General features: G+C 66.1%; 23 protein-coding genes and 3 pseudogenes. 9 read left to right on the plus strand and 17 right to left on the minus strand.

The window, feature by feature from the left end; all coding sequences use genetic code 11:
* Positions 1-16: 16 nt before the first annotated feature.
* From OL239_RS10395 to OL239_RS10415, 6 genes and pseudogenes are all read right to left on the minus strand, one after another.
* Positions 17-2,638, minus strand: a complete 2,622-nt coding sequence (locus OL239_RS10395) for a DUF4118 domain-containing protein (RefSeq protein WP_268908876.1) — start codon at positions 2,636-2,638, stop codon at positions 17-19.
* Positions 2,639-2,641: 3 nt separating this feature from the next.
* Positions 2,642-3,250, minus strand: coding sequence for a potassium-transporting ATPase subunit KdpC (gene kdpC, locus OL239_RS10400; RefSeq protein ID WP_268908877.1), 609 nt, complete (start codon positions 3,248-3,250; stop codon positions 2,642-2,644).
* Between the two features lie 60 nt (positions 3,251-3,310).
* Positions 3,311-5,125, minus strand: a complete 1,815-nt coding sequence (gene kdpB / locus OL239_RS10405; protein WP_442864131.1) for a potassium-transporting ATPase subunit KdpB — start codon at positions 5,123-5,125, stop codon at positions 3,311-3,313.
* A complete protein-coding gene (locus OL239_RS20150; protein WP_442864132.1) occupies positions 5,122-5,565 on the minus strand; it encodes a hypothetical protein in 444 nt (147 codons plus the stop codon). Before OL239_RS20150 ends, kdpB begins: the two co-directional genes overlap by 4 nt.
* Positions 5,566-5,567: 2 nt before the next feature.
* Positions 5,568-7,227 (minus strand): annotated as a pseudogene (kdpA, locus tag OL239_RS10410) (potassium-transporting ATPase subunit KdpA).
* Positions 7,227-7,316: a potassium-transporting ATPase subunit F gene (locus OL239_RS10415; RefSeq protein ID WP_268908878.1), complete on the minus strand. Its 90-nt coding sequence runs from the start codon at positions 7,314-7,316 to the stop codon at positions 7,227-7,229. Before OL239_RS10415 ends, kdpA begins: the two are co-directional and overlap by 1 nt.
* Positions 7,317-7,704: 388 nt before the next feature.
* On the opposite strand from OL239_RS10415, the gene OL239_RS10420 reads away from it, so the two are divergent.
* Entirely contained in the window at positions 7,705-9,105 is a 1,401-nt protein-coding gene (locus OL239_RS10420; RefSeq protein ID WP_268908879.1) for a hypothetical protein, read from the plus strand.
* Here the strand turns inward: OL239_RS10420 and OL239_RS10425 are convergent.
* The 3 genes from OL239_RS10425 to OL239_RS10435 all read right to left on the minus strand — a co-directional run bounded on the left by OL239_RS10425 (position 9,054) and on the right by OL239_RS10435 (position 13,129).
* Positions 9,054-10,544, minus strand: a complete 1,491-nt coding sequence (locus OL239_RS10425) for an alpha-amylase family glycosyl hydrolase (protein WP_268908880.1) — start codon at positions 10,542-10,544, stop codon at positions 9,054-9,056. The genes OL239_RS10420 and OL239_RS10425 overlap by 52 nt on opposite strands.
* 176 nt (positions 10,545-10,720) lie before the next feature.
* Entirely contained in the window at positions 10,721-12,355 is a 1,635-nt protein-coding gene (locus OL239_RS10430) for a ribonuclease J (RefSeq protein ID WP_268908881.1), read from the minus strand.
* A 309-nt stretch (positions 12,356-12,664) separates the two neighbouring features.
* Complete coding sequence (locus OL239_RS10435; protein ID WP_268908882.1) at positions 12,665-13,129, minus strand: MarR family winged helix-turn-helix transcriptional regulator; 465 nt, start codon at positions 13,127-13,129, stop codon at positions 12,665-12,667.
* Between the two features lie 176 nt (positions 13,130-13,305).
* Here OL239_RS10435 and OL239_RS10440 point away from each other — a divergent pair, with 176 nt between their 5' ends.
* Complete coding sequence (locus tag OL239_RS10440) at positions 13,306-14,073, plus strand: flavin-containing monooxygenase (protein ID WP_268908883.1); 768 nt, start codon at positions 13,306-13,308, stop codon at positions 14,071-14,073.
* Positions 14,073-15,146, plus strand: coding sequence for a flavin-containing monooxygenase (locus OL239_RS10445; protein WP_268908884.1), 1,074 nt, complete (start codon positions 14,073-14,075; stop codon positions 15,144-15,146). Before OL239_RS10440 ends, OL239_RS10445 begins: the two co-directional genes overlap by 1 nt.
* An 84-nt stretch (positions 15,147-15,230) precedes the next feature.
* On the opposite strand, the gene OL239_RS19515 is transcribed toward OL239_RS10445, so the two are convergent.
* From OL239_RS19515 to OL239_RS10475, 7 genes and pseudogenes are all read right to left on the minus strand, one after another.
* Positions 15,231-15,536 carry a hypothetical protein gene (locus tag OL239_RS19515; protein WP_329609193.1) on the minus strand — a complete coding sequence of 102 codons (306 nt, stop codon included), beginning with the start codon at positions 15,534-15,536 and terminating at the stop codon, positions 15,231-15,233.
* Positions 15,500-16,579: a cytochrome b/b6 domain-containing protein gene (locus tag OL239_RS19520; RefSeq protein ID WP_329609194.1), complete on the minus strand. Its 1,080-nt coding sequence runs from the start codon at positions 16,577-16,579 to the stop codon at positions 15,500-15,502. The genes OL239_RS19515 and OL239_RS19520 overlap by 37 nt, the downstream gene beginning before the upstream one ends.
* Positions 16,580-16,704: 125 nt before the next feature.
* Positions 16,705-17,691 carry an electron transfer flavoprotein subunit alpha/FixB family protein gene (locus tag OL239_RS10455; RefSeq protein ID WP_268908885.1) on the minus strand — a complete coding sequence of 329 codons (987 nt, stop codon included), beginning with the start codon at positions 17,689-17,691 and terminating at the stop codon, positions 16,705-16,707.
* A pseudogene (locus OL239_RS10460) lies at positions 17,691-18,475 on the minus strand (electron transfer flavoprotein subunit beta/FixA family protein). Before OL239_RS10460 ends, OL239_RS10455 begins: the two are co-directional and overlap by 1 nt.
* Before the next feature lie 204 nt (positions 18,476-18,679).
* A complete protein-coding gene (locus tag OL239_RS10465) occupies positions 18,680-19,507 on the minus strand; it encodes a MaoC/PaaZ C-terminal domain-containing protein (protein ID WP_268908886.1) in 828 nt (275 codons plus the stop codon).
* Positions 19,504-20,061 carry an SDR family oxidoreductase gene (locus OL239_RS10470; RefSeq protein WP_268908887.1) on the minus strand — a complete coding sequence of 186 codons (558 nt, stop codon included), beginning with the start codon at positions 20,059-20,061 and terminating at the stop codon, positions 19,504-19,506. Before OL239_RS10470 ends, OL239_RS10465 begins: the two co-directional genes overlap by 4 nt.
* Positions 19,944-20,408 (minus strand): SDR family NAD(P)-dependent oxidoreductase, encoded by a 465-nt coding sequence (locus tag OL239_RS10475; protein ID WP_268908888.1) that lies wholly within the window; start codon positions 20,406-20,408, stop codon positions 19,944-19,946. Before OL239_RS10475 ends, OL239_RS10470 begins: the two co-directional genes overlap by 118 nt.
* A 97-nt stretch (positions 20,409-20,505) precedes the next feature.
* On the opposite strand from OL239_RS10475, the gene OL239_RS10480 reads away from it, so the two are divergent.
* The 6 genes from OL239_RS10480 to OL239_RS10505 all read left to right on the plus strand — a co-directional run bounded on the left by OL239_RS10480 (position 20,506) and on the right by OL239_RS10505 (position 23,937).
* On the plus strand, positions 20,506-21,264 hold the full coding sequence (locus OL239_RS10480; protein WP_268908889.1) for an enoyl-CoA hydratase family protein: 759 nt from the start codon (positions 20,506-20,508) through the stop codon (positions 21,262-21,264).
* On the plus strand, positions 21,261-21,908 hold the full coding sequence (locus OL239_RS10485; RefSeq protein WP_268908890.1) for a CoA transferase subunit A: 648 nt from the start codon (positions 21,261-21,263) through the stop codon (positions 21,906-21,908). The genes OL239_RS10480 and OL239_RS10485 overlap by 4 nt, the downstream gene beginning before the upstream one ends.
* An 8-nt stretch (positions 21,909-21,916) precedes the next feature.
* On the plus strand, positions 21,917-22,111 hold the full coding sequence (locus OL239_RS10490) for a hypothetical protein (protein ID WP_268908891.1): 195 nt from the start codon (positions 21,917-21,919) through the stop codon (positions 22,109-22,111).
* A complete protein-coding gene (locus OL239_RS10495) occupies positions 22,108-22,863 on the plus strand; it encodes a CoA-transferase subunit beta (RefSeq protein WP_268908892.1) in 756 nt (251 codons plus the stop codon). Before OL239_RS10490 ends, OL239_RS10495 begins: the two co-directional genes overlap by 4 nt.
* Entirely contained in the window at positions 22,860-23,129 is a 270-nt protein-coding gene (locus tag OL239_RS10500; RefSeq protein WP_268908893.1) for a nitronate monooxygenase, read from the plus strand. Before OL239_RS10495 ends, OL239_RS10500 begins: the two co-directional genes overlap by 4 nt.
* A gap of 82 nt (positions 23,130-23,211) precedes the next feature.
* Positions 23,212-23,937 (plus strand): NAD(P)H-dependent flavin oxidoreductase, encoded by a 726-nt coding sequence (locus OL239_RS10505; RefSeq protein ID WP_268908894.1) that lies wholly within the window; start codon positions 23,212-23,214, stop codon positions 23,935-23,937.
* A 111-nt stretch (positions 23,938-24,048) separates the two neighbouring features.
* Here OL239_RS10505 and OL239_RS10510 read toward each other — a convergent pair.
* Positions 24,049-25,198: pseudogene (locus tag OL239_RS10510) on the minus strand (acetyl-CoA C-acetyltransferase).
* Positions 25,199-25,210 lie beyond the last annotated feature (12 nt).

Below are 25,210 nucleotides of genomic sequence, written 5' to 3' on the forward strand. Positions count from 1 at the left end.
TGGCTGTCCCGCCGGATCATCCCGGGAGACCGATCCTCCCCCGGACTCGCCCACCGGCTCTCCTCCGGATCATCCCCGGAGACCGATCCTCCCCGGACTCGCCCACCGGCTGTCCCGCCGGCTGTCCTGCCGGATCCCCGGCCGGCATTCCCGAAACGGCCGGAATGTCGGCGGCAGGCAGCGACAGCACCATGGTCAGCCCGCCGCCGGGGGTGTCCTCGGTCTCCAGTGTTCCCATCATTCCTTCCATGAATCCTTTTGCCAGCGCCAGGCCCAAACCGAGGCCGGTCAGGTTGTCCGTGTCCCCCAGCCGCTGAAACGGCACAAAAACTTCTTCGAGGCGTTCGACCGGAATTCCCGGTCCACAGTCTATGACCCGCACTTCCACACGTCCGGCAAACGCGCTCGCCGCCAGCACCACTTTGCTCCCCGGCGGAGCAAACCGCAGGGCGTTGGCCAGCAGGTTCACCAGGACGCGCTGGAGCAGCACGGCATCGGCCAGCACCGGCGGCAGATCTGCAGGAAGCTCGAGCTCAACTTCCGCCGGACCAAGGTTCAGTTCTTCGAGAGCGGGCAGCACGGCATCCGCCGCGTCCAGCGGTGCCAGACTCACTCCGAGGACGCCCGCCTGCAGCCTGCTGACATCCAGCAGGCTCGTGACGAGGTCCGAGAGTGCCGCCAGGGACTCCTCCGCAGTGGCCAGCAGCTCGGCGCGGTCCCGGTCGCTCCACTGCACATCCGGTGCCCTCAGGCCGGTCACGGCGGCGGTGGCCGCGGTGAGGGGCCGCCGGAGATCGTGCCCGACGGCGGCGAGCAGGGCGGTGCGGACCTTGTCGGCGGCAGCCAGGGACCCCAGTCCCTCGGCCGTCTGGGCGAGGTCGCCAAGGTCCAGGGCCACCTCCAGCTGGGCGGTAATGACGGCCAGGAGCCTGCGGTCCGAGGCCTGCAGATCCCGCCCGGACAGTTCCAGCACAGCCCGGTCCCCGACCGGCAGCCGAGTGGGAACGCCGGTACCCTGACCAGGACCGGCGGCCGCCAGCACTGCGTCGCCGGCCAGCAGCCGGACACACCTGAGGTTGAAGGCTTCCCGGGTGCGGTTCACCAGTGCGCCCAGGGCGTCTTCGCCGCGCAGGACGCTTCCGGCCACCGAGGCCAGCAGCTCCGATTCAGCTGCCGCCCGGCGCGCCGCGCGTGAACGCCGGGCAGCACGGTCCACCACAAAGCTGACCAGAACCGCGTTGACGATGTACAGCACCAGGGCGAGCACGTGCTCCGGAGTGGCGACAGTGACCGTGTAGAGGGGCTGGATGAAAAAGTAGTCCAGGGTGATGCCCGAGAGCAGCGCCGCAAACAGGGCCGGCCAGATGCCGCCGGTCAGGGCCACCAGGATGACCAGCAGCTGGTAGCTGAGGACATCGCCCGTGATTGACGCCGGAGTGCTCAGTGCCACCAGCAGCCAGGTCAGCAGCGGTCCTCCGGCAACCGCCAGCGCGAGGCCGGATAACCGCCGTCGAACCGTCAGCGCGCCGCCAAGCCTCGGCAGGACCGGCCGCCCGCCCGCGGCCGGGTGGTTGACGATGTGCACATCGATGTCGCCGGATTCGCGGACCACGGTCGCCCCGATGCCGGGACCGGTGAGCAGTGCCCAGATCCGCGGGCGCCGGCTCACACCGATGACCAGCTGCGTGGCGTTCACGCCGCGGGCAAACTCCACCAGGGCGTGCGGAACCTCGCCGCCCACCACTTGGTGGAACGTTCCGCCCAGTTTTTCCACCAGCGCGCGCTGGGCGGCGAGTTCACCGGGATGGGGGTCGCGCAGCCCGTCGGAACTGGTCACGTGCACGGCCAGCAGTTCCCCGCCGGCGGACCGGGCAGCAATCCGGGCTCCCCGGCGCAGGAGGGTTTGGCCTTCGGGGCCGCCGGTGAGCGCCACCACCACCCGTTCCCTTGCCTCCCACTTGTTCCGGATCCCGTTCTCCGCCCGGTAGCGCTTCAGGGCACTGTCCACCTCATCAGCGAGCCACAGCAGCGCCAGTTCACGCAGTGCCGTGAGGTTGCCGAGCCGGAAGTAATTGGACAGGGCCGCATCCACCCGGCCTGACGGGTAAATGATGCCGGAGGACAGACGTCCGCGCAGCAGCTGGGGAGCAATATCGACCAGCTCCACCTGGTCAGCTGCCCGCAGCACGGAGTCCGGCACCGTTTCGCGCTGCACGGTGCCGGTGATCTGCTCGATGACGTCGTTCAGCGACTCGATGTGCTGGATGTTCACGGTGGACAGGACGTTGATCCCGGCGTCGAGCAGGGCATGAACGTCCTGCCAGCGTTTGGCGTGTGCCTGGCCGGGGGCATTGGTGTGGGCGAGCTCGTCCACCAGGGCGTAGTCCGGCCGCCGGACCAGCACTCCGGCGAGGTCCAGTTCCGGAAGCAGCAGCCCGCGGTGGTTCACGGTAACGGCAGGAACCGTTTCAAGGCCCTCGGCCATGGCTGCCGTGGCAGCGCGGCCGTGGGTTTCCACCACCGCTGCCACCACGTCCCTGCCCTCACCGGCGAGCCGCCTGCCCTCTTCGAGCATGGTGTAGGTCTTGCCCACTCCGGGCGCAGCGCCCAGGAATACCCGGAGTTGTCCTCGTGTCATCTCCTAAGTGTCCAACTCCGCCAGCCTGATGTTCAGCTTCAACACGTTCACCCTGGGCTCCCCCAGCACTCCTGCCGTCCTGTCCTCCACTGCGGCGTCAACCAGTGCGCGCACGTCCGCGGCGTCCAGGCCGCGTTCCGCAGCCACCCGGTCCACCTGAAGCAGTGCGTATTCCGGGCTGATGTGGGGATCCAGGCCCGACGCCGAGGCCGTCACCGCTTCCGCGGGCACCTCATCCGGGTTCACTCCCTCCAATTCAGCGACGGCGGTGCGGCGCTCCCCGATCAGCGCGGCCAGCTCCGGGTTGGTGGGACCCAGGTTGGAGCCGCCGGAGGCCCCGCCGTCGTAGCCCTCTCCCGCTGCGGACGGCCTGGACTGGAACCACTGTGGCATAGCCGCCCCGCCGGCATCCGTAAAGGGCTGGCCGATCAACTCCGAGCCCACGGTGGTGCCATCCACAGTGACCGGGGACCCGTTGGCCTGGTTGCCCGCAACTGCCTGGCCGACGCCGGTGATCACCAGCGGATACACCAGGCCCAGCGCCAGGGTCAGGACGGCGACAGCCCGAAGGGCTACCCCCAGCTGCCGGACGGAGGTTCGTGCAGTACTCATGATGCTCCCTGATACGAGTTGTTGGATTGCCTGTAAAAATGTGTGCCCGTGCCTGCCCCATCAGAACCCCGGAATCAGGGCCACGGCCAGGTCGATGAGCTTGATGCCGATGAACGGGACCACCACCCCGCCGACGCCGAAGACCAGCAGGTTGCGGGTCAGCACCCCGGAGGCGTTGGCGGCACGGTACTTCACGCCGCGCAGCGACAGTGGAATCAGGGCAACGATCACCAGGGCGTTGAAAATCACGGCGGAGAGGATTGCCGATGCCGGCGAGTGCAGGTTCATGACGTTCAGGACGGCCAGTCCCGGAAACACGCCCATGAACATGGCCGGGATGATCGCGAAGTACTTGGCCACGTCATTGGCGATCGAGAACGTGGTCAGTGCCCCGCGGGTGATCAGCAGCTGTTTGCCGATCCGGACAATGTCGATCAGCTTGGTGGGGTCCGAGTCCAGGTCCACCATGTTGCCGGCTTCCTTCGCGGCCGACGTTCCGGTGTTCATGGCCACGCCCACATCGGCCTGGGCCAGAGCCGGGGCATCATTGGTGCCGTCCCCGGTCATGGCCACCAGCTGTCCGCTGGCCTGTTCCCTGCGGATCAGCGCCATCTTGTCCTCCGGGGTGGCTTCGGCCAGGAAGTCGTCCACCCCGGCTTCCGCGGCAATCGCCTTGGCGGTGCGCGGATTGTCGCCCGTGATCATGACGGTGCGGATACCCATGGTGCGCAGCTCGGCGAAGCGTTCCCGCAGCCCGTCCTTGACCACGTCCTTCAGATGCACGACGCCGAGGATCCGGGCGCTGTGACCGGTTGCGCCGCCGTCGGCCTCCCGAATGGCCACCACCAGCGGCGTGCCGCCCTCGGCGGAGATCTTATCCACCTGATAGGTCAGGTCGGCCAAAACGTCGACGTCGATCCCGCCGGATTCCGACACCCAGTCCATGACGGCCGAACCGGCTCCCTTCCGGATCTGTGTTCCGGCGGTTCCGTCCGGACCGTTGGCCCCGCTTGCACCGGTGGCATAGTCCAGCCCGCTCATCCGGGTCTGGGCGGTAAACGGAACGCTCACGGCGTCGGCGTCCTTGACCGGTGTGATGCCCATGCCGGCAGCAAGGTCCACAATCGATTTGCCCTCCGGGGTAGGGTCCTCGGCGGAGGACAGGACGGCGGCACGGATCAGTTCGTCCCGGTCCGCCCCGGCGACGGGGATGAAGTTGGCGGCCTGCCGGTTCCCGTAGGTGATGGTGCCCGTCTTATCGAGCAGCAGGGTGGTGACGTCCCCGGCGGCTTCCACGGCACGGCCGGACATGGCCAGCACGTTGTGCTGGACCAGCCGGTCCATGCCGGCTATGCCGATGGCGGACAGCAGCGCACCGATGGTTGTGGGGATGAGACAGACCAGCAGGGCCACCAGCACCGGAATGCTGACCGCGGCACCGGCGTATCCGGCCAACGGATTCAGCGTCACCACGACCACCAGGAAAATCAGGGACAGGGTGGCCAGCAGGATGTCCAGGGCGATCTCGTTCGGTGTCTTCTGCCGGGCTGCCCCTTCCACCAGCCGGATCATCCGGTCGACGAACGTTTCTCCGGGCTTACTGGTGATCCGCACGACGATGCGGTCCGACAGGACCCGGGTTCCGCCGGTCACCGCGGACCGGTCGCCGCCGGATTCGCGGACCACGGGGGCGGATTCGCCGGTGATGGCGGACTCGTCAACGGAGGCAATGCCATCAATGATGTCGCCGTCGCCGGGGATGATCCCGCCGGCGGTAACCACCACGACGTCGTCGAGCACCAAATCCGCGGAGGCGACCTCTTCCACTGTGGCGCGGGACGCCGAGGGGTCCCCGGCGGGGTCGTAGCCGTTCACCCGCTGCGCGGGGTGGTGGTGCGCGTGGCGCGCAGCGACGCGGCCTGGGCCTTGCCGCGGCCTTCGGCCACTGCTTCGGCCAGGTTGGCGAAAATGACGGTCAGCCAGAGCCACGCCGCGATCAGCCAGGTGAAGCTGCCCGGAACCGCGCTGCCGCCGGAGGTGCAGGCACTTCCGGTGACGGACTCCGCCACTGCAATGACGGTAATCAGCGCGGCGCCCACCTCCACAATGAACATGACCGGGGTGTGCCACATGATCCGCGGGTCCAGCTTGCGCAGGGCACCGGGGAACGCAGCGGCCAGCTGGGCGGCGGAGAAGCCGCCGCGGCCCGGTGCCGGTTTCCCGGCCGAAGGACCGTGGCTGTCAGCGGCTTCCCCGGAGCCGCTGGATTCCGGCTCCCGCGGGGTCTTATTGGTTTTGCTTGTCAGTGTGGACATGGTTAGAGCAACCCTTCCGCCAGGGGACCCAGCGCGAGAACGGGAAAGAAGGTCAGAGCGGTCACGATGACGGTGACCCCGAACAACATCACGACGGCTTGCGGGCGGTGCGTGGGCAGGGTTCCGGCGGAGACCGGTACCCGGTCCTGCGCAGCCAGCGACCCGGCCAGCGCCAGCACAAACAGCATCGGCAGGAACCGGCCCAGCAGCATGGCCAGGCCCAGGGCGGTGTTGAGCCACGGCGTGTTGGCGGTCAGTCCGGCAAAGGCGGAACCGTTGTTATTGGCAGCGGAGGTGAAGGCGTAGAGCACTTCGCTGAAGCCGTGGAGCCCGGGATTGAGAATGGACGTTTCCTGCACATCCTCGCGGATTCCCGGAACCGCGAAGCTCAGGGCCGTGCCGGCGAGGACAACCGTGGGCATGGTCAGCAGGTAAAGACTGGCCAGTTTGATTTCACGCGGTCCGATTTTCTTGCCCAGGTACTCCGGCGTCCGGCCAACCAGCAGGCCGGCGATGAAGGAGGTTACGAGGGCCAGGATCAGCATTCCGTAGAGCCCGGACCCAACGCCCCCGGGTGCCACTTCCCCGAGCATCATGTTGAGCATGGCCATCATGCCGCCAAGCGGGCTGAAGCTGTCATGCATGGCGTTGACCGCACCGGTGGAGGTGGCGGTGCTGGTGGTGCCAAACAGGGTGGAACCGGCAATGCCGAAGCGCTGTTCCTTGCCTTCCATGGAACCGGCTTCCCCCGACGCTGCGGAGAATTCCAGTGCCGTCATGGCAGCTGCCGAGACGGTGAAGATCCCCGCCATGGCCGCCAGAATTGCGTACCCCTGTTTCCGGTCGCCCATCATGGTGCCGAAAGTCCGGGGCAGGCTGAAGGGAATGGCCAGCATCAGCACAATCTGGACCAGGCTGGTCCAGGCTGAGGGATTCTCGAAGGGATGGGATGAGTTGGCATTGAAGAACCCGCCGCCGTTCGTGCCCAGCAGCTTGATGGCTTCCTGCGAGGCCACCGGCCCGCCCGGAATGCTCTGGGTTCCGCCGCTGAGAGTCGCCACACCGGTAAAGCCGTTGAAGTTCTGGATCACGCCGCCGATCAGCAGCACCATGGCGCCCAGGGCTGCGCCCGGAAGCAGCAGGCGCAGTACCGAGCGGGTCATATCGGTCCAGAAATTGCCGATCGTTTCTTCCTGCGGGATGCGAAGGCACGAACCAGGGCCACGGCAACGGCCAGGCCGACCGCGGCCGAGAGGAAGTTCTGCACGGCGAGTCCGGTCAATTGGACGGCATAGCCCACCGTTACTTCCGGTGAGTAGGACTGCCAGTTGGTGTTGGACACGAAGGACGCCGCGGTGTTGAACGCCAGGCCCTCGGGCACCGGCGGCAGCCCCAGGGATCCGGCAGCAAGTGCTGGGTCCGCTGCAGCGCGTACAGAAACAGCATACCCAAGGCCGAAAAGGCGAGGACACTGCGCAGGTAGGACTGCCAGGACTGGCGCGAACCGGGGTCGACTCCCACCAGACGGTAGAAGCCGCGCTCCAGGGCGAGATTTCGGGATGAGGTATAGAACCGGGCCATGTAATCACCCAGCGGGCGGTGCAGCGCCGCGAGCAGCAGCGCCACAACGAGGAAGGAGGCAACAGCCGGCCAGACCGCCATCAGAAACGCTCCGGCCGGATCAATGCCGACAGCAAATAAACTGCTGCGGCGCCCGCCAGGGCCAGGGACAGGACGTCAAAGAAGATCACAGCTTCTCCACCGCCCGGATGCTCAGGAACAGGGCGGCGAAAAACGCCGCCGTACCCAGCACAACAACAAGGTCAAGCAAGGGGACCCCCAGGGATCGGATCGTTCGCATGCCGCCGGACAGACGGCATGGGTGCGGTATGCGCCTCATCGATTAGAGCCCTTGTTGAAGCCGGTTTTTTGAATCCTCACGGTTTCCTCACGACCGCGGGGCAGACCATAACGGAAACCGGTCAAATACCTGGGAACGATGCGCGGCCACGGCAGCCGGAGTTTCCCGCTTATGCACAGAAGGAAATTCCACTCTCGTCTAAGGAGGATTGTCATGGCAGGGTTCCAGCGTGAATGCACCATCGCAACCGGGCATCATTTTCAACAGGGGGACCAGACATGCAAAAGAAACTCACGGCCGCTGCCATAGCGGGTTTTGTCTCGGTAATCGGCGTGACCGGCTGCGGTGGCCCTCCGCTGGTCTATAACGGGCAGGAACTCTCCAGCGTTGGGCAGTCACTGGAGGATATCGACGCCGCGTGGAAGCAAGCCGTTGCCAACGGCGTGAAAGCGACAGTCTCCGACGACTCGCGCTGCTATCTCCAAATTAGTGAAAACACAGTTGCCGGAGCTGCGGTCTGCGGCCCCATCCATTACCTCGGAGATGATGAAACAACGTGGGACGGGGCGCAGTGGGAACCAGTTGCTGACGGCAGGGACACATACTCCCTTAAGCCTCCGGGCAGCTTTACCCCCGGTCAGCAGTTGCAGGCGAACACTGAGCTGTACAGGCCGGATGATAAAGAACCCCCTGCCGATCTGGCCCTGAACGAGCCCGATGCTCCGGCAGCGGAGAAGGACACGCCATTCTGGCTGCCCGTGGCGCAGGCGCCCGGGGTGCCGGAGGCAACGGCCGTGACCCCCGGCAAGCCCGGAATCCTGAAGAGTCCGGCTGGAACCGTGAGCGTCACCGGGACGGAAATATCCGACCGCGTGGGCGGTGCCGCCAATCGGCAGCAGGCCCCCGAAGACACGCAGTTCCTGACTATCCACTTTTCGGAGCTGACAGGATTCGAGCCTTCTTCAGACGTGTCCGCCATGGCCGTGGCCGTAGGGGACAAGACGTATCCCATCGAAACAGCGGAAGGAGAATCAGTTGTTGTGCCGGTGGAAGGCGATGCGGAAACGGCACTCCTCCGGCTGACCTACGACGGATTGGACCAGGACCTGTCCCTGGCGGACCTGACCCGTATGGATGAGACTGCGGCGGTGGGCCTGTACAGCAACTTGGAGTCCGAGCCTAAGGAATCCGCGACCCGCAGCGGTGAATTGACGATGAACGCGGCGAAGGCAGATAACGCCTTCTCCGGGAGCCTCACCTTCGGAGTGAAAGCGGAACGGCTCGCCTACGACCAGGAGCGCAAGTGGCCCGCAGCCGGTATGTCCTGGCTCAAAGTGAGCCTCAGTACCAGCACCCGGGGACCGGAGTGGAAGGAAGAGAATTACAGGAGAGGCGTCTACAGCCTTACGAAAGCAATCGAAGCACCGACGTTGCAGGTTGACGGGAAGAACATCACCGGAGAACTTGGCGATCTTAAGGACGACTTCCTAGGAGGGCAGGAGATCTGGTATCAGGTTCCGGCCGCATCTGCCCAGGCTATGTTTACCGCTGACGTGAAGATGGCAGGAGCACACAAGCCTGATTCAAGCACCGCCAAAAACCCGCCGGCTACTGTGGAACACGTCTATCAGATCCGGGATGTGAACCTTGAATTCGCTCCCCAGGCCAAAAACCAATAACTCATGTGATCCACGCTGCCCCGCCGCGGCCGCGGGTCTGGCCTGAACCCGGCCTGAACCCGGCTACGATCCCCGGCTGCTGCCCCGGCCAGCACAACCCAGCCACCGGCCGGAAGGGTCAGCTGCCCGGACTGCGGATCCAGCCGGCCGCCGTCGCCGTCGCCGGCCAGTATCTCGCCGGCAGCGTTCGGCACGGGGACGGATGCCGCCTGATCCGCAAGGTTCAGGGCCACGAACAGCGAGTTGCCGGCGTCGAACACTTCGTAGAGGAGCTGTTCATTGCTCAGCGAATGCACCCGGGTCCGGGCCGAGTGTACCCAGGCATGGCGGCGGCGCAGCCCGATAAGTTCCCGATGCAGCCGGTACAGCGGCTGGCCAACCGCAGAAAGCTCGTCCGGAGACGCGGGGAAGGACGGCCGGATGTCATCGTCGCCTCCGGCCCGGTCCTCCTTGATTCCCCGGTACCCCTGCTCGTCCCCGTAGTAGACGGACGGGGTGCCCGGCAGCGTGAACAACAGCACCAATGCGTGGGGCAGCCGGGACGCGGTTTGCCCCGGGGCCGGGTCCAGCCGGCTGGCAATGCGGGTCACGTCGTGGTTGCCCACAAAGGTGAGCGGCACGAACGTGTCCAGGAACGTGTTGTGCCGCTGCAGCGCCCATTCGAGCTCGTAGAAATTCCCCTCCGACAGCGAACTCCAGATGGCTTTCCACAGCTCATACTGGGTAACGGAATCCAGCGTCCCGCCGCGTACTTCGGCCGGGTAATCGCCATGGATGTATTCGCCCACGAAATAGGCGTCGGGGAATTCAGCACGCACGTCGTCCAGCACCCGGGCCCAGAACGCCGGGGGCACCGCGTAGGCGGCGTCCAGCCGCCAGCCGTCCACGCCGCGGCGCAGCCAGTGCTTCATCACGCCGGCCACGAAACCCGCCACGGCCGGTTCTTCGTGGTTCAGGGCGACGAGCTGGTGATGGCCCTCAAAATCCCGGTACGCGGGTTCAGTACCCGGTTTCCAGTCCCGGGGCCAGTCGAGGTGGAACCACTGTGCCGTGCCGGCACCCGGCCCTTGCTCCAATGCCTCGGCAAAGGGAGCGAACGTCCTGCCCGTGTGGTTGAAGACGCCGTCCAGGAGCACCCCGATCCCGCGGGAGCGGGCCTCACGGATCAGCTCGTCGAAATCGGCGTCAGCGCCCAGCCGCGGATCGACCTTGAAGTAGTCGGTGGTGTCATAACCGTGCGTTTCGGAGGCAAACACCGGCCCCAGGGCCAGGCCGGACGCCCCCATTTCCAGCAGGTAGTCCAGCCATCCGGTCAGGTGCCGCAGCCGGTGCCGCGGTGCTGAACCGCCGGATGCGGGCTGCGCCTTTTCCGCGCCGGTGAATCCCAGCGGATAGACCTGCCACCACACTGCGTGCTGCACCCAATCAGGTGTCGCCATTACGCTTTGCCCTTCCGTCGCCGGTACCTTCCCCGGAACCAGTGTGTCATCAGCAGCCTTACCAACGGGAATCCGGGGTGACCGGAGTGGGCAGACAAAAGGAGGGACCGGCGTCGTACTTCCGACGCCGGCCCCTCCCCGCTGCACGGAACTACTGTTCCGGAACGGCTGCTGCTTTAGGCATCCACAACAATCGCGGTGATCGCCGGGGTGCGGTTGTAGAAGCGGCGCATCCAGTTGGCGGTGGCGCGCTCGATGATGGCTTCCGGGTCCTCGCTGCGTCCGCCGCGGCCACGGCCGGCCGCATCGTTGATGGCCTTCTCCACAGCGGCTTCGGCCTTCTTGACGTCACCGGGCGTGCAGGCGAAGCCCTTGATGAAGAACTCCGGCGGTTCGGCCACCGTGTTGGTGTCGGGGTCGATGAGCGCCAGGACCGTGACCGAACCCTGCTCCGAGAGCTGCATGCGCTCCTTGAGGTCGTCCTCGGTGGTGTGCCCAACGCTGTCGCCGTCCACGAACACCAGGCCCACGGGAACCTTGCCCGAAATGGAGGCGCGGCCGCGGCGCAGATCAACGGTTACGCCGTCTTCGGCAATAACGACGTCGCGCGGGTCCATGCCGGTGGCGACGGCGACGGCCGCATTGGCCTTGAGGTGGCGCCACTCGCCGTGGACCGGCATGACGTTGCGCGGCTTGACGATGTTGTAGCAGTAGGCGAGTTCGCCGGCACTGGCGTGGCCCGAGACGTGGACCTTCGCGTTGCCCTTGTGCACCACGTTGGCGCCCAGCTTGGTCAGGGAGTTGATGACGCCGTAGATGGCGTTCTCGTTGCCCGGGATCAGGGAGCTGGCCAGCAGGACAGTGTCGCCCTCGTGGATGCGGATCGCGTGGTCCTTGTTGGCCATGCGGGACAGGGCGGCCAGCGGCTCACCCTGCGAGCCGGTGCAGATCAGGACAACCTTGTGGTCGTCGGAGCGCTGCAGCTGCTTGAAGTCCACCAGGAGGCCCTTGGGGATGTTCAGGTAGCCCAGTTCCTCGGCGATGGTCATATTCCGGACCATGGACCGGCCCACGAACGCAACCTTGCGCTTGTAGCGGTCGGCAGCGTCGATGACCTGCTGGATGCGGTGGATGTGGCTGGCGAAGCTGGAAACGATGATCCGGCGCGGCGCGGTCCGGAACACCGTATCGATGGCGGGAGCGAGCTCCTTTTCCGAGGCCATGAAGCCGGGGACGTCGGCGTTGGTGGAGTCGGTGAGGAACAGGTCCACGCCTTCGGCGCCCAGCCGGGCAAAGCCGGCCAGGTCGGTGATGCGGCGGTCCAGCGGGAACTGGTCCATCTTGAAGTCGCCGGTGTGCAGCACCATGCCGGCCTCGGTGCGGATGGCCACGGCCAGGCTGTCCGGGATGGAGTGGTTGACGGCCACGAATTCGAGGTCGAAACCGCCCATGGTCCGGCGGTCGCCCTCCTTGACCTGGACGAGCTTCGGAGTGATGCGGTGTTCCTTGAGCTTGGCTTCCACGAACGCCAGCGTCAGCTTGGAACCAATCAGGGGAATGTCAGCGCGTTCGCGCAGCAGGTAGGGAATGCCGCCAATGTGGTCTTCGTGGCCGTGGGTCAGCACAACGCCGACAACGTCATCGAGGCGGTCACGGATGTAGGAGAAGTCAGGCAGGATGAGGTTGACGCCGGGGTGGATTTCCTCGGGGAAAAGGACGCCGCAGTCAACGATCAGCAGCTTGCCGTCGAATTCAAAAACGGTCATATTCCTGCCGATTTCGCCAATGCCGCCCAGCGCAACAATGCGCATGGTTCCTTTGGCGAGTTCCCGGGGGCTTTTAGTGCGGCAGCTGTTCTATTCACGGATGAAGATTCTTTCGTCGGGTACGGGTTTACTACGGGGGTGCTGTGGCGCGTAGCCGCGGCACCAGGAGGTCAGTGGTCCGTTTCGGGGCCGGCTCCCCCGTGCCCGCGCGCAGATACGCGCACCCTGGGCCGCAGGGCCGCCGCTCTGATCCCCGTTGGATGCAAAGCGGTGAGCCCGGGCGGGCGGAGTCGCCCAAAACCTTTGGACTCTCTTATCTTCTCATTTTCTTCTGCTATTACCGCATTCGGGGTTTCATGGCCGCTGCCCGAGCTCGGCATAGACCGCCGTCAGCCCCCGCTCCAGCGCCTGCAGGTCCTCCAGCGGCAGCCGGGCAAGCAGCGCCGAACTAAGTTCCGGCGGGTCGGCGACAAGGCGGCGGACCAGCGTACGGCCCAGAGGGGTGGCGTGGACCCTGCGGACCCGGCCGTCCTTCCCGTCCCGGTTCCGGGCCGCAGCACCCTGCGCGACGAGCCGGTCAATGAGGCCGGACATGGAGGCCAGCGACACTCCGAAGGAGTCGGCCAGTCCCCGCCCCGTTGCCCCGTCCTCGGTGGTGGCCAGGACCGCCAGTACCTTCAGCTGCTGAATGGTCAGGTCCGTTGTCAGGAGCGAATCGAGGAGCAGCGGCAGCGTAGATGCCTGATAGGAGTCGGACAGCGCTTTCAGTTTCTTGAGGACACGGGCGCGTTCGCGCTGCACATCCCTTCCGTCAGTCATTCCTTCACCGTAGCGGCCGGGCGCCGGTCGGGAAACACACCGGTCAGGAAACATTCAGCCCAAATGGTTAGGCTGAAACTAACCATTTTCTCTGGATGGCCAAGATCCACAGGCATTCCGGTGAGGGCGAATCGGGGGACCCGCCGGGATGCTTACACACACAGTTAGGACGATTGATGAGCAATCACAGTGCGGCCTCCGGCGGTCTCAGCCTCAATGCCGGTAAGCGCGAAGAAGAGCTCGACGCAGCGTCGCTGCGGGCGAAGTACAAAGCGGAACGGGACCGGCGCATCCGGCCTGACGGCGCCGGGCAGTACCTGCCGACGACAGGAACCTTCGGCTACTACGCCACCGACCCCTACACGGAACGGACGGAACGGGAACCGCTGACCGACTCCGTGGAGGTCCTGGTCATTGGCGGCGGCTTTGGCGGCCTGGTGACCGGGGCCCGGCTGCGGCAGGCCGGCATCGAGGATATCCGGATGATGGATGAGGCCGGTGATTTCGGCGGAACCTGGTATTGGAACCGGTACCCCGGCATCCGGTGTGACATCGAGTCCTATGTCTACCTGCCGCTGCTGGAGGAAGTCGGTACCATGCCGGGCGAACGCTACGCCCCGGGCGAGGAAATCCGGCAGCACGCGGTGGCCATTGCCCGGACTTTCGACCTTTACCGTGACGCCGTCTTCCACACCCGGGTCACCAGCCTGGTGTGGGACGAGGACGCCTTCGAATGGGTCGTCGAGACGGACCGCGGTGACCGCATGCGTGCCCGCCAGGTGATCACGTCCTCGGGAACCCTGACGCAGCCCAAGCTTCCCGGCATCCCGGGCATTGAGACGTTCAAGGGCCACACGTTCCATACCAGCCGCTGGGACTACGGCTACACCGGCGGTGACCAGTTCGGCAACCTCTCCAAGCTGGGCGACAAAGGGTTGCGGTAGTGGGCACCGGTGCGACCGGCATCCAGGTCATCCCCATGGTGGCGCGGGACGCGGAGCAGCTCCTGGTCTTTCAGCGCACTCCCTCGTCCGTGGACGTGCGGGACAACCGGCCCACCGACCCGGACTGGGCCGCGTCCCTGCAGCCGGGCTGGCAGCAGGAACGCATGGAGAATTTTCTTGCCCAGGTCTCCGGTGAGCCGGTGGAGGAGGACCTCATCCGCGACGGCTGGACCTCCACGGCCCAGCTGCAGCGCAAAATGATCAGCGGCGCCGTTGACACCTCCCTTTCCGCGGAGGAGCGGGAGCGGATTGACGAGCTCGTGGACTTCCGCAAGATGAACTCCATTAGGGCCCGCGTGGAGGAGGTCGTTGAGGATCCGGCCACCGCCGAACTGCTCAAGCCGTGGTACCGCTACATGTGCAAGCGGCCAACGTTCAGCGACTTCTATCTGGAGGCCTTTAACCGCCCCAACGTCACATTGGTGGACACGGCCGACTTCGGGGGAATCACCCGGATGACCGAAACGTCCATTGTGGTGGGCGACACCGAGTACGAGGTGGACTGTGTCATTTTCGCCACCGGGTTCGACGTGGGCGTTTCGGGAGTGACGTCCGGTGCCATGCCGGTCACGGGCCGCGGCGGTCGGACGCTGCTCGAAGCGTGGGGCCGGGGTCCGCGGACGCTGCACGGCTTCTACACCCACGGCTTCCCCAACCTGTTCCACCTGGGCCCGCTGCAGAACGCGAATTCGGTGAATTTTGTGCACATCCTGCTGGAACAGGCCAATCACATCGCGGCCGTCATAGCGAAAGCCCGAGACGTTGGTGCCGACTTCATCGAGCCCACGGCCGAAGCCGAGGATCAGTGGTGCCGGACCATCCAGGAACTCTCACCCAACAACCGGAAGTTCCAGGCCGAATGCACCCCGGGATATTACAACGGTGAGGGCAACCCGCCGCCGGTGAGCTTCTCCTACGGTCCCGGCCCCGTGTCGTTCCACCGCCTGCTGAAGAAATGGCGGGAGGAGAACATTCTCGACGTCCTGGCCGTGAAGCAGCACCAGGAGGCCTAGAGGGTTCGAGGATCCGCTCTCCCGTGGCCAAGAAGCACTCCGGGCGGCCGCAGCCGCCCGGAGTGCTTGGAACGTTAGCTCCGGCTAGCGTCCCACCTTGCCGAAGAGCGAGGCAATCGGTGCCAGGATGAGCGGACGGGCCGCAAACCAGGCGCCCGCCATGGCCAGCAGCGAGAGGAAGAAGATCCAGAAGCCGAACCAGTTCACCGCGTCCTGCCCGCCGTACATGTGATTCAGGTTTCGCAGGGCCCCGGTGGAGAGCACCAGGGCGACGTGCACGATGATGAATCCGACGAAATAGAACATCACGGGAAGATGGATGGCCCGTGCCGCTTCGATGGGATAGGCGGCGCTTAGCCGCTTGGCCTTCGAAGGCCAGAGATCGGACATCCGGAATCCGCTAACGGCAGCAAGGGGGCTGCGATAAAGATCGTGGTGAAGTAGGCCAGCACCTGCAGGCTGTTGTAGTTGACCCAGCCGTTCTCCGTGGGCCAGTCCAGTGACGCGTACTGCAGGGCAGCCGACAGGGCATTGGGGAAAACGTCCCAGCTCGTGGGCACCACCCGCATCCACTGGCCGGTGAACAGGAGCAGAACCACGAAGAGCGCACCGTTGACCAGCCACAGCAGATCCAGCGACTGGTGCAGCCACAGGGTGATGCTGATCTTTTTCGGGTTCTTCCCCCAGCGCGGGGTCCAGGAGGCCGGCGGCTTACGCTGCGTCCGGACCTGCCAGCCCGAGCGGATGATAAGGACCATGAAGAACGCGTTGAAAAAGTGCTGCCAGCCGAGCCAACCCGGCAGGCCCACGGGTGCGCCGTCCGGAAGATGGCTCTCACCCGGATATTCGCTGATGAAGCCCTGCACTGATTCAAGCGTAACCAGCCACCGTGCGACCAGCACGACCACGGCCATGAGCCCCAGAAGCACGGCGGCTCCAATTCCGGCGCGCACCAGGCGGCTGCGGCCGGAGCCGGCACCCGGCGGCGTTCCCGCCGGCTCCCCCGCCGGTTTCAGCGGTGCAGCCCGTCCGGCAGGAGACTGGCTTCGGGCAGCGGACGCCGGAGCCGAAACGGCGGCCGGTTGCGGAGCGGCAGCTTCCGCCGCGGGAGGAAACCCGCCGCCGGCAGCCGGCCGCGGCATCCCCTGGCGCCGCCCAGCAGCCGCAGCCGGTGCAGCCGATTGCGCAGCAGCAGCCCCCGGTGCAGCTTGGGCGGCAGCAGGTGCGGCATTGCCGTCCGCAGCCGGATCGGGGCAGGCCCCGGCGCCGGCCCGCCGCCGGTGCAGCAGCCGGGGCTGATGCACCGGCGGACTCCGAAACCGGAGCCGGTGCCGCTTGGGCAGCGGATGGAACGGCACCGCCGGCGCCCGGGCGGGGAAGCCCCTGGCGCCGTCCCGCAGGCGCTGCAGGACCGGCAGCCGGCCCCGCTGCATCCGGCATAGCCGTTGCCGCGGCGTCCTGATCCTTCTCCCTCGAACCGTCAGCGGATCCGGCGTCCGCGGTGCCGACATTGCCGGCACCGCCGGGAACCCGGGGCAGCCCCTTCCTCACCATGGAGCTACCCCCGCTTCGCTTCGATCGCGCTGACCAGCTGGGGCACTACGCTGAACAGGTCTCCCACGACGCCGAAGTCCGCAATTTCAAAGATGGGCGCGTCGGCGTCCTTGTTGATCGCGATGATGGTCTTGGCGGTCTGCATGCCGGCGCGGTGCTGGATTGCACCGGAGATGCCCAGTGCAATGTAGAGCTGCGGAGCGACGGTAACGCCCGTCTGGCCAACCTGCATTGTTTGCGGCACATATCCGGCGTCCACTGCTGCACGCGACGCACCGATTGCTCCGCCGAGCGCATCGGCGAGGTTCTCCACGAGGGCGAAGTTATCGCCCGAACCCACGCCGCGGCCGCCGGCAACGACTACTTCAGCACCGCGCAGTTCGGGGCGCGACGAGGCGGCAACCGTCTCTTCGTAATGGGTGATCTGCGCGTCGGGTGTGCCCGAAGCGGTAACTGCGAGCACCTCGAAAGCGCCGTCCTGCGCCTCGGCCCGGACACTTGAGGAGCCCTGGCGCAGCGTGATGACAAGCGAGCCGGTGGAAGCTGCGGAATCGACGTTGTAGGCGCCGCCGTAGACCGAGTGGTGGGCCACAACGCCCTCTTCATCCCGGGAGACACCTACGGCGTCGGCCGCAATCGGAGAGCCGGAGCGGGCGGCAAAGCGCCCCGCGGCATCCCTGCCCTGCACGGAGTTCGAGACCAGCACGGCCTCAGGGGAAAGCGCTGCGGCGGCTGCGCTGAGCGCATCCACGATCGGCGAAACCGACGCCGTCGTCAGCTCGTCCGATTCGCTGACCATGACATAACCCGCTCCCAGCGCCGCCAGCTCAGCACTGAGCCGGTCCGCACTGCCCGGCGCGGCAACGGCAAGGGCCACAGGCGTGCCCACCGTGGAAGCGGCGCCGATGACCTCTGCAGCACTGCTGCGCAGCTGGCCCGACGGCGAGACATCGACGAGCACGAGAATGGGGTTCGAAGGGTAGGCGGTCATTATGAACGTCCTTTAATGAGTTGGTTCTGGATAAGGAAATCGGCGATCTGCTGGCCGGCGTCGCCGTCGTCCTCAATACGGATACCGGCGGTGCGGGCCGGGCGCTGCGCCACCGCGATTACAATGGACCGGCCGGTCGACTCGTCCACGGTAATTCCCAGGTCCGCCAGGGACAGGGTTTCGAACGGCTTCTTCTTGGCGGCCATAATGCCCTTGAAGTTTGAGAACCGGGCATCGGGAAGTGCTTCCGTGATGGAGATGACGGCGGGCAGCTGCGCACTCATCTCGAAGGCACCCGACTCGGTGTTGCGCCGTCCGGAGACGGCAGAGTCAGTGATCTCGACGGTGCTCAGCGAACTTGCTCCGGCAACTCCCAGCAATTCGGCCAGCATGGAGGGAAGGACTCCGCCTCCCCGTCCGTGGACAGGTTGCCTGCTATCACGAGGTCAAAACCTATGGAGCGGACGGCAGCGGCGAGGACTTCAGCCGTCAGCGTCATGTCAGCACCCAGCAGTGCGGCATCCTCGACGTGGACTGCGCGGTCCCCGCCCATGGCAAGGCCCTTGCGCAGGCTGTTCGGCACGGTGGAAGGGCCGACGGAAAGGAGGACAACCTCGGTATCCGGGTGGCTGTCGCGGTGTGTCAGCGCTACCTCAAGGGCGCGCTCGTTAATCTCGTCGAGCACGAGATCGCTTCCGGCCCGGTTCAGCAGACCGGTTTCCAAATCCAGTGTGCGGTCGCCCCAGGTATCCGGGACCTCTTTCATCAATACAACAATTTTCATTACTTGCCCTCTCTTGGTGTCGTTAAGACTCTGTGGTGATGGTCTTCACGACCTCGGTCACGGCTCGGCGGACCTCGCCGCGATCGTATCGCAGACCGGCCGCTTCATGTGATTCATCTCATAACGCTCCGTGCCTGCCGGTCTGCGGGAGCCAGATGCACGCTGCTCCGTCCGGCCCGGACGTCAGCTGGGATTCCGGGATGTTCATTGGAATACCGCCAAACCTTCGGTGATCACGGGGCGGTCCGCCACGGCAGCGTCGAAGCGGCCGCCTTCCCAGGCTCGAACGGAGATTTCGTCTCCCGGAAACACGACGCCGGCGAAGCGGCCGGCAAGCTGAATAAGGTCCGCCGGGTGCGCTCCGGCCAGATCGGCCAGCGGCAGCGTGGCGGAAGCCAGCGATGCCAGACCGTGCAGGATGGGCCGGTCCTGGCCGATGCGCCGGGCTGCCTCCGGGTCCACGTGTATGTGGTGCCGGTCCCCCAGCAGGCGGTACAGGGCGGCCTGGTTGGGGAGCGTCTGGACGACGGCGGCGCGGCCCTGCGGATCCCCGCTCATGGCCGCAGGCCGGGACGGCCCGCGGCTGCCGCCAAAGCCGCCGAAGCCCGGGGCGAAAAGACTCCACGTCGCGACGAAGTACTCACACTCCACAATGACGTTGAACACCGCGGCGGCGCCCTTGTCCCAAACCTCCCCCACCCGGGCGTTGAGCCGGATTTCCCCGGCCCGAGGCAGCGGCTTCAGGACGGTCAGCTCCTGCGAGCCGTGCACGGCCCGGTTGTCGAAAGCGCCGTGCTCCGCGAGGACGTCGGGTGCCCACTGCGCCAGCGTCAAACCGAAGGACGGAAGTACACGCAGGCGGTCTTCGAAAACCAGTTCCAGATCGCTGGCCGGAGCGCCGACGGCCAGCGCATAAAGAATGGCGTCGGTCTCGCTGTAGCCGACGGTGCGCTCACCGAGGGCGCGCCCGGCCCAGGCTCCCGCGCCTTCCGTTCCGGTGTCCTCCGCCGTTCCGGCACGTGCCCCGCTCATACGCCGTACACCGGCTCGGGCACAGCGGCCTTGGCCAGCAGCTGTTGGATCGCGTCACCTGCGGCAGCGGCATCCCAGCGCTGTCCGGCGTCTTCGGCCGGGCCGTGGTTCCAGCCCTCCTCAATGCAGATGCGGCCCCCTTCGACTTCGATCACGCGTCCGGTCACAGCGGCGGAGGAGCCGCTGGCGAGCCAGGCGACGATGGGCGAGACATTGGCGGGGTCCATGGCGTCGAAACCGCTTTCCGGAACAGCCATTGCTGCGGCAAACGCCCCTTCGGTCATGCGGGTCCGGGCAGAGGGGGCAATGGCGTTGGCCGTCACACCGTAACGGCCCAGTTCCTGGGCTGCAACCAGGGTCAGAGCGGCGATGCCCGCCTTGGCTGCCGAGTAGCTTCCTGCCCGACGCTCCCTGCAGTCCGGCTCCCGATGAGGTGTTAATCGACGCGGGCGTCGTGGGTGCGGCCGGCCTTGGCCTCGGACCGCCAGTACTCGCTGGCATGGCGCAGCGGTGCGAAGTGTCCCTTCAGGTGTACGCGGATGACGGCGTCCCACTCCTCTTCCGAGGTGTTCACCAGCATGCGGTCCCGGACGAAGCCGGCGTTGTTCACCAGGACGTCCAGCCGTCCAAACGTCTCGATGGCCTGGCGCACAAGCCCGGCTGCCTGGTCGAAATCGGCCACGTCTGCCCCGTTGGCTACCGCTTCTCCGCCTTCCGCACGGATCAGCTCCACGACGTCGCGGGCCGGGCCCGAAGCCTCCACCACCCCGTTGAGTGTGGTTCCGAGATCGTTGACAACCACCTTGGCACCTTGCCGTGCCAGCTCAAGGGCATGCTCACGCCCCAGCCCGCGGCCCGCCCCGGTCACGATGGCGACTCGTCCTTCACAGATGCCGGTCATGTCGTGTCTCTCCTTTGAGTTGACTGCAATGTTCTGCAGTGTACCGTCTACCAAGCAAATGCTAGGGTATCAAGCAAACGTTAGGTAGGCTCACATTATGGCAATTACATCGAAGATGCACCACGACGGCGTGCGTGCGGTAACTATGGACTATCCCCCGGTGAACGCACTGCCGGTGGAGGGCTGGTTTGCAATCAGCGAGGCACTCAATGAGGCAGGCAGGGATCCGGATACCCGCGTCGTCGTCCTGCGGGCCGAAGGCCGGGGCTTCAATGCCGGCGTGGATATCAAGGAAATGCAGGCCACCGAGGGCTTCAACGCCATTCTCGGCGCCAACCGCGGCTGCTACCTCGCCTTCAAAGCGATCTACGAGTGCCCGGTGCCCGTCATTGCGGCAGTGAACGGCTTCTGCCTCGGCGGCGGCGTCGGGCTGGCCGGCAGCGCCGACATTATCATCGCGGGTGAAGACGCCTACTTCGGCGTTCCGGAGGTGGACCGCGGGGCACTGGGGGCGGCAACCCACCTCTCCCGGCTGGTGCCGGCACACCTGCTGCGCACGCTGTACTACACGAGCCGCACCATCACCGCGCAGCGCCTGGCTGAACTGGGCAGCGTGGCCGAGGTCGTCCCGGCCGGCCGGCTTGATGCCGCAGCGTTCGCCCTCGCGGATGAGATCGCCGCCAAGGACACCCGGGTTGTGCGCGCCGCCAAGGAGGCCCTGAACGGGATCGATCCGGTTGACGTCGTCAAGAACTACCGCTGGGAACAGGGCTTCACCTTTGAGCTCAACCTTGGCGGCGTCGCTGACGACCTGCGTGACGACTTCGTCGCCTCCGGGCACTCCACCGACAAATGACGGGCAAGGTGCTCGATGCCGATGCGGTCATCGGGCAGTTCGCCGATGGAATGACCATCGGCCTTGGCGGCTGGGGCTCCCGGCGCAAGCCGATGGCGCTGGTGCGGGCCCTCGTGCGCTCGGGCGTGCGGGACCTGACCGTGGTCAGTTTCGGCGGCCCCGACGTCGGAGTCCTCTGTGCCACCGGACAGGCCAGGCGGGTGGTACACGGGTTCGTCACCCTGGATTCGATCTCGGTTGAACCGCACTTTGCCGCGGCCCGGCAGTCCGGAGCAGTGGAAGTCACGGAGCTTGATGAATCCATGCTGGTCTCCGGCCTCCGTGCGGCCGGACGGCGGCTGCCTTTCGAAGCGACCCGCTCCGGCCTCGGCGCGGACACACTTGCGGTGAATCCCGCCATCCGCACGATCACCTCCCCGTACGACGACGGCGAGGTGCTCGTCGCCATGCCGGCGATTCCCCTCGACCTGGCGCTGGTGCACCTGAACCGTGCGGACAAGCTGGGCGCTGCCCAGTGCCTGGGCCCCGACCCGTACTTCGACGACCTGTTTGCCCGCGCAGCTGCCAAACTATTGTCAGTGCCGAACAGATCGTTCCCACTGCCGAGCTCACCCGCGGTGCCCATCCCTCAACCCTTCTGCTGAACCGCACCATGGTCGATCATGTGGTGGAGTCTCCCGGGGGCGCCCACTTCACGTCCTGCCTTCCGGACTACGGCCGCGACGAGGCGTTCCAGCGCGAATACGCGCAGGCGGCGGCATCGCCTGAGGCGTGGCGGAGTTTCAGTGCGCGCTATCTGGACGTCGACGACGACGCCTACCGCGCGAACCTGGCGGGTGTGCAATGAGCACGATTACGCGCGCCGAGGTCGCGGTCGCGGCCTGCAGCGACCTGTTCCGCGGCCAGGCCGACATTCTGGCCAGTCCGGCCGGCGTGGTGCCGACCATCGGAGTCCGCCTCGCACTGTTGACGCACGCCCCGGACCTGATGATCAGTGACGGTGAATCCACCATCCTGGGCGATGTGCCGGCCGTCGATGAGCCCAGCACCGTCTCGGCCGGCTACCTGCCGTACCGTGAACTGTTCGAACTGATCGCGGCCGGGCGGCGCCACGTGGTGATGGGAGGGGCGCAGATTGACCGTTTCGGCAACCAGAACCTGTCCGCCATCGGCGGGCATGCCCGGCCGATGCGGCAGCTGCTGGGCACCCGGGCCGCCGCCACCAACACCGTCAACCACATGACAAGTTACTGGTTCCCCCGCCACAGCCGGCGCACCTTTGTCGACAAAGTGGACTTCGTGACCGGCGTCGGCTTGGACCGCGCCCGCGCCGACGGGGCCGCAGCCTTCCCGTTCCACCGCCTGCACCGGGTAGTGACCAACCTCGGCGTCTTCGATTTCAGCGCCCCCGATTCCGGCATGGCGCTGGTATCGCTGCACCCCGGAGTAGGCCTCGACGAAGTCCGTGAAGCGACGGGTTTCCCGCTTCACATGAGAACCCCAGCCCGCACCACCCGCCTTCCCGATGAGCAGGAGCTCCGGCTCATCCGGGAAGTTCTTGATCCCCGGAAGCGCAGAGAACACGAGGTTCCTTCATGAGTACCAGCAACCGCATTTCCACCCCGCTGACCACGCTCACCGGCGTCGACCACCCGATTGTGCAGACGGGCATGGGCTGGGTGGCAGGACCCAAGCTCGTGACGGCCACAGCGCAGGCCGGAGCGCTGGGAATCCTGGCCTCGGCGACCATGACGCTCGAGCAGCTGGAAAAGGCCATCGTGGAGGTCAAGAGCCGCACAGAGCGGCCCTTGGCGTCAACCTGCGCGCCGACGCCGCTGATGCGCCCGCACGCGCGGAACTGCTGATCAAGTACGGGGTCAAGGTGGCTTCCTTGCCCTGGCGCCGAAGCGTGAGCTGATTGACAAGCTCAAGGAACACGGCGTTGTCGTGATTCCTTCGGTCGGCGCAGCGCGGCACGCTGAAAAGGTGGCGGCCTGGGGTGCGGACGCCGTCATGATCCAGGGCGGGGAAGGCGGCGGGCACACCGGCTCCATCCCCACGACACTGCTGCTGCCGACCGTCGTCGATGCAGTCGATATTCCCGTCATAGCGGCGGGCGGCTTCTTCGACGGCCGCGGCCTGGCAGCGGCTCTGGCCTACGGCGCCGTCGGGATCGGCATGGGCACCCGGTTCCTGCTCACCTCCGACAGCTCGGTGCCCGAAGACATCAAGCAGCGCTACCTTTCCTTCGGCTTGGACGGCACCGTGGTCACCGCCAAAGCCGACGGAATGCCGCACCGGCTGCTCCGCACCGAATTCGTGAATTCCCTCGAAGAGGCGGGGCGGCTGCGGCAGCTGCTGCCGACTCTGCGCCGGTCCCTGCAGTTCAAGGAACTCTCCGGCCAGTCCTGGCGGGAGATGGCGCGGGACGGCCTGTCGATGAAGCGCGGTACGGGCAGGAGCTGGAACCAGATGATGCTGGCCGCCAACACGCCCATGCTCCTGAAGGCGGGCCTCGTTGACGGCGACACCTCAGCAGGAATGCTGGCTTCCGGCCAGGCGGTGGGCGTCATCAACGAACTGCCTTCCTGTGAAGCGCTGGTCGACCGCATCGTCGACGAGGCGGTCCTGCGGCTGAAGGCCGCCGCAGGCACCGTCGGCGTCTGCGTTTAGGAGAACTGCTTCCGGGGAAGCAGAAGGAGGCTGCAGCGTTGGCTGCAGCCTCCTTCCCGTTCCGAACCCCGGACCCGGCTGCCGTCTTCTTCGTCCGGGAACCTATTCAGTTCAGAGGCGTTCGATGATGGTGACGTTGGCCTGGCCGCCGCCCTCGCACATCACCTGGAGCCCGTACCGTCCTCCGCTGCGCTCAAGTTCATTGAGCAGTGTCGCCATGATGCGGGTACCGGTTGCGCCGATGGGATGTCCCAGCGCTATCCCTCCGCCGTTGACGTTGATCTTCTCCCGGTCAATGCTGAATTCCTGGGCCCAGGCGAGAACCACGGAGGCGAAGGCCTCATTGCATTCGAAGAGGTCGATGTCGTCCACTGTCATGCCCGCCCGTTCGAGGGCATATCCGGTGGCGCGGATCGGTCCGGTGAGCATCCAGACCGGATCATCGGCACGGACGGAAAGGTGGTGGATGCGGGCACGAGGGTCAGGGAGTGCGTAGCCAGGGCGCTTTCGGAGGCGATCAGCAGGGCGCTGGAGGCGTCGGTGATCTGTGAGGCAACGGCTGCCGTTATGCGGCCGCCCTCCGTCAGGGGCTGAAGCGAGGCCATCTTTTCCAGTGACGTACCCCGCCGGGGGCCTTCGTCCTGGGTCAAACCGGCGATCGGCACGATCTCACGTGTGAAGCGTCCCTCATCGGTAGCCGCAATCGCCCGAAGGTGGCTCTCCAACGCGAACTCTTCCATGTCCCCGCGGAAATGTTCCACTTCTCGGCAATCATCTCGGCCGAGCGGAACTGCGACACCTCCTGGTCCCCGTACCGGGCCAGCCAGCCCGGAGACTGGGCAAGGGGGGTGGTAAATCCGTACTGCTCCCCCAGCGTCATGGCGGCCGAGATTGGAATTGCGGACATGTTCTGGACGCCGCCGGCCACAATAAGGTCAGCTGTTCCGGACATGACGCCCTGGGCGGCAAAGTGCACGGCCTGCTGGCTCGATCCGCACTGCCGGTCTATCGTCACGCCCGGGACGTGGTCGGGCATCCCGGCAACCAGCCAGGCGGTGCGGGCAATGTCCCCAGCCTGGGAGCCGAGTGTGTCAGTGCATCCGAAAATGACGTCGTCCACCGCTCCGGGGTCAATCCCGGTGCGTTCAACGAGGGCGGAAATCACGTGGGCGCCGAGGTCCGCCGAGTGGATGCCGGCCAGTGAGCCGCCACGGCGCCCCCCGGGGGTGCGAACGGCGTCGACAATGTATGCGGTGGTCATGGTAACTGTCCT

This window comes from Arthrobacter sp. ATA002 (assembly GCF_026898095.1).
Taxonomy (GTDB): domain Bacteria; phylum Actinomycetota; class Actinomycetes; order Actinomycetales; family Micrococcaceae; genus Arthrobacter_B.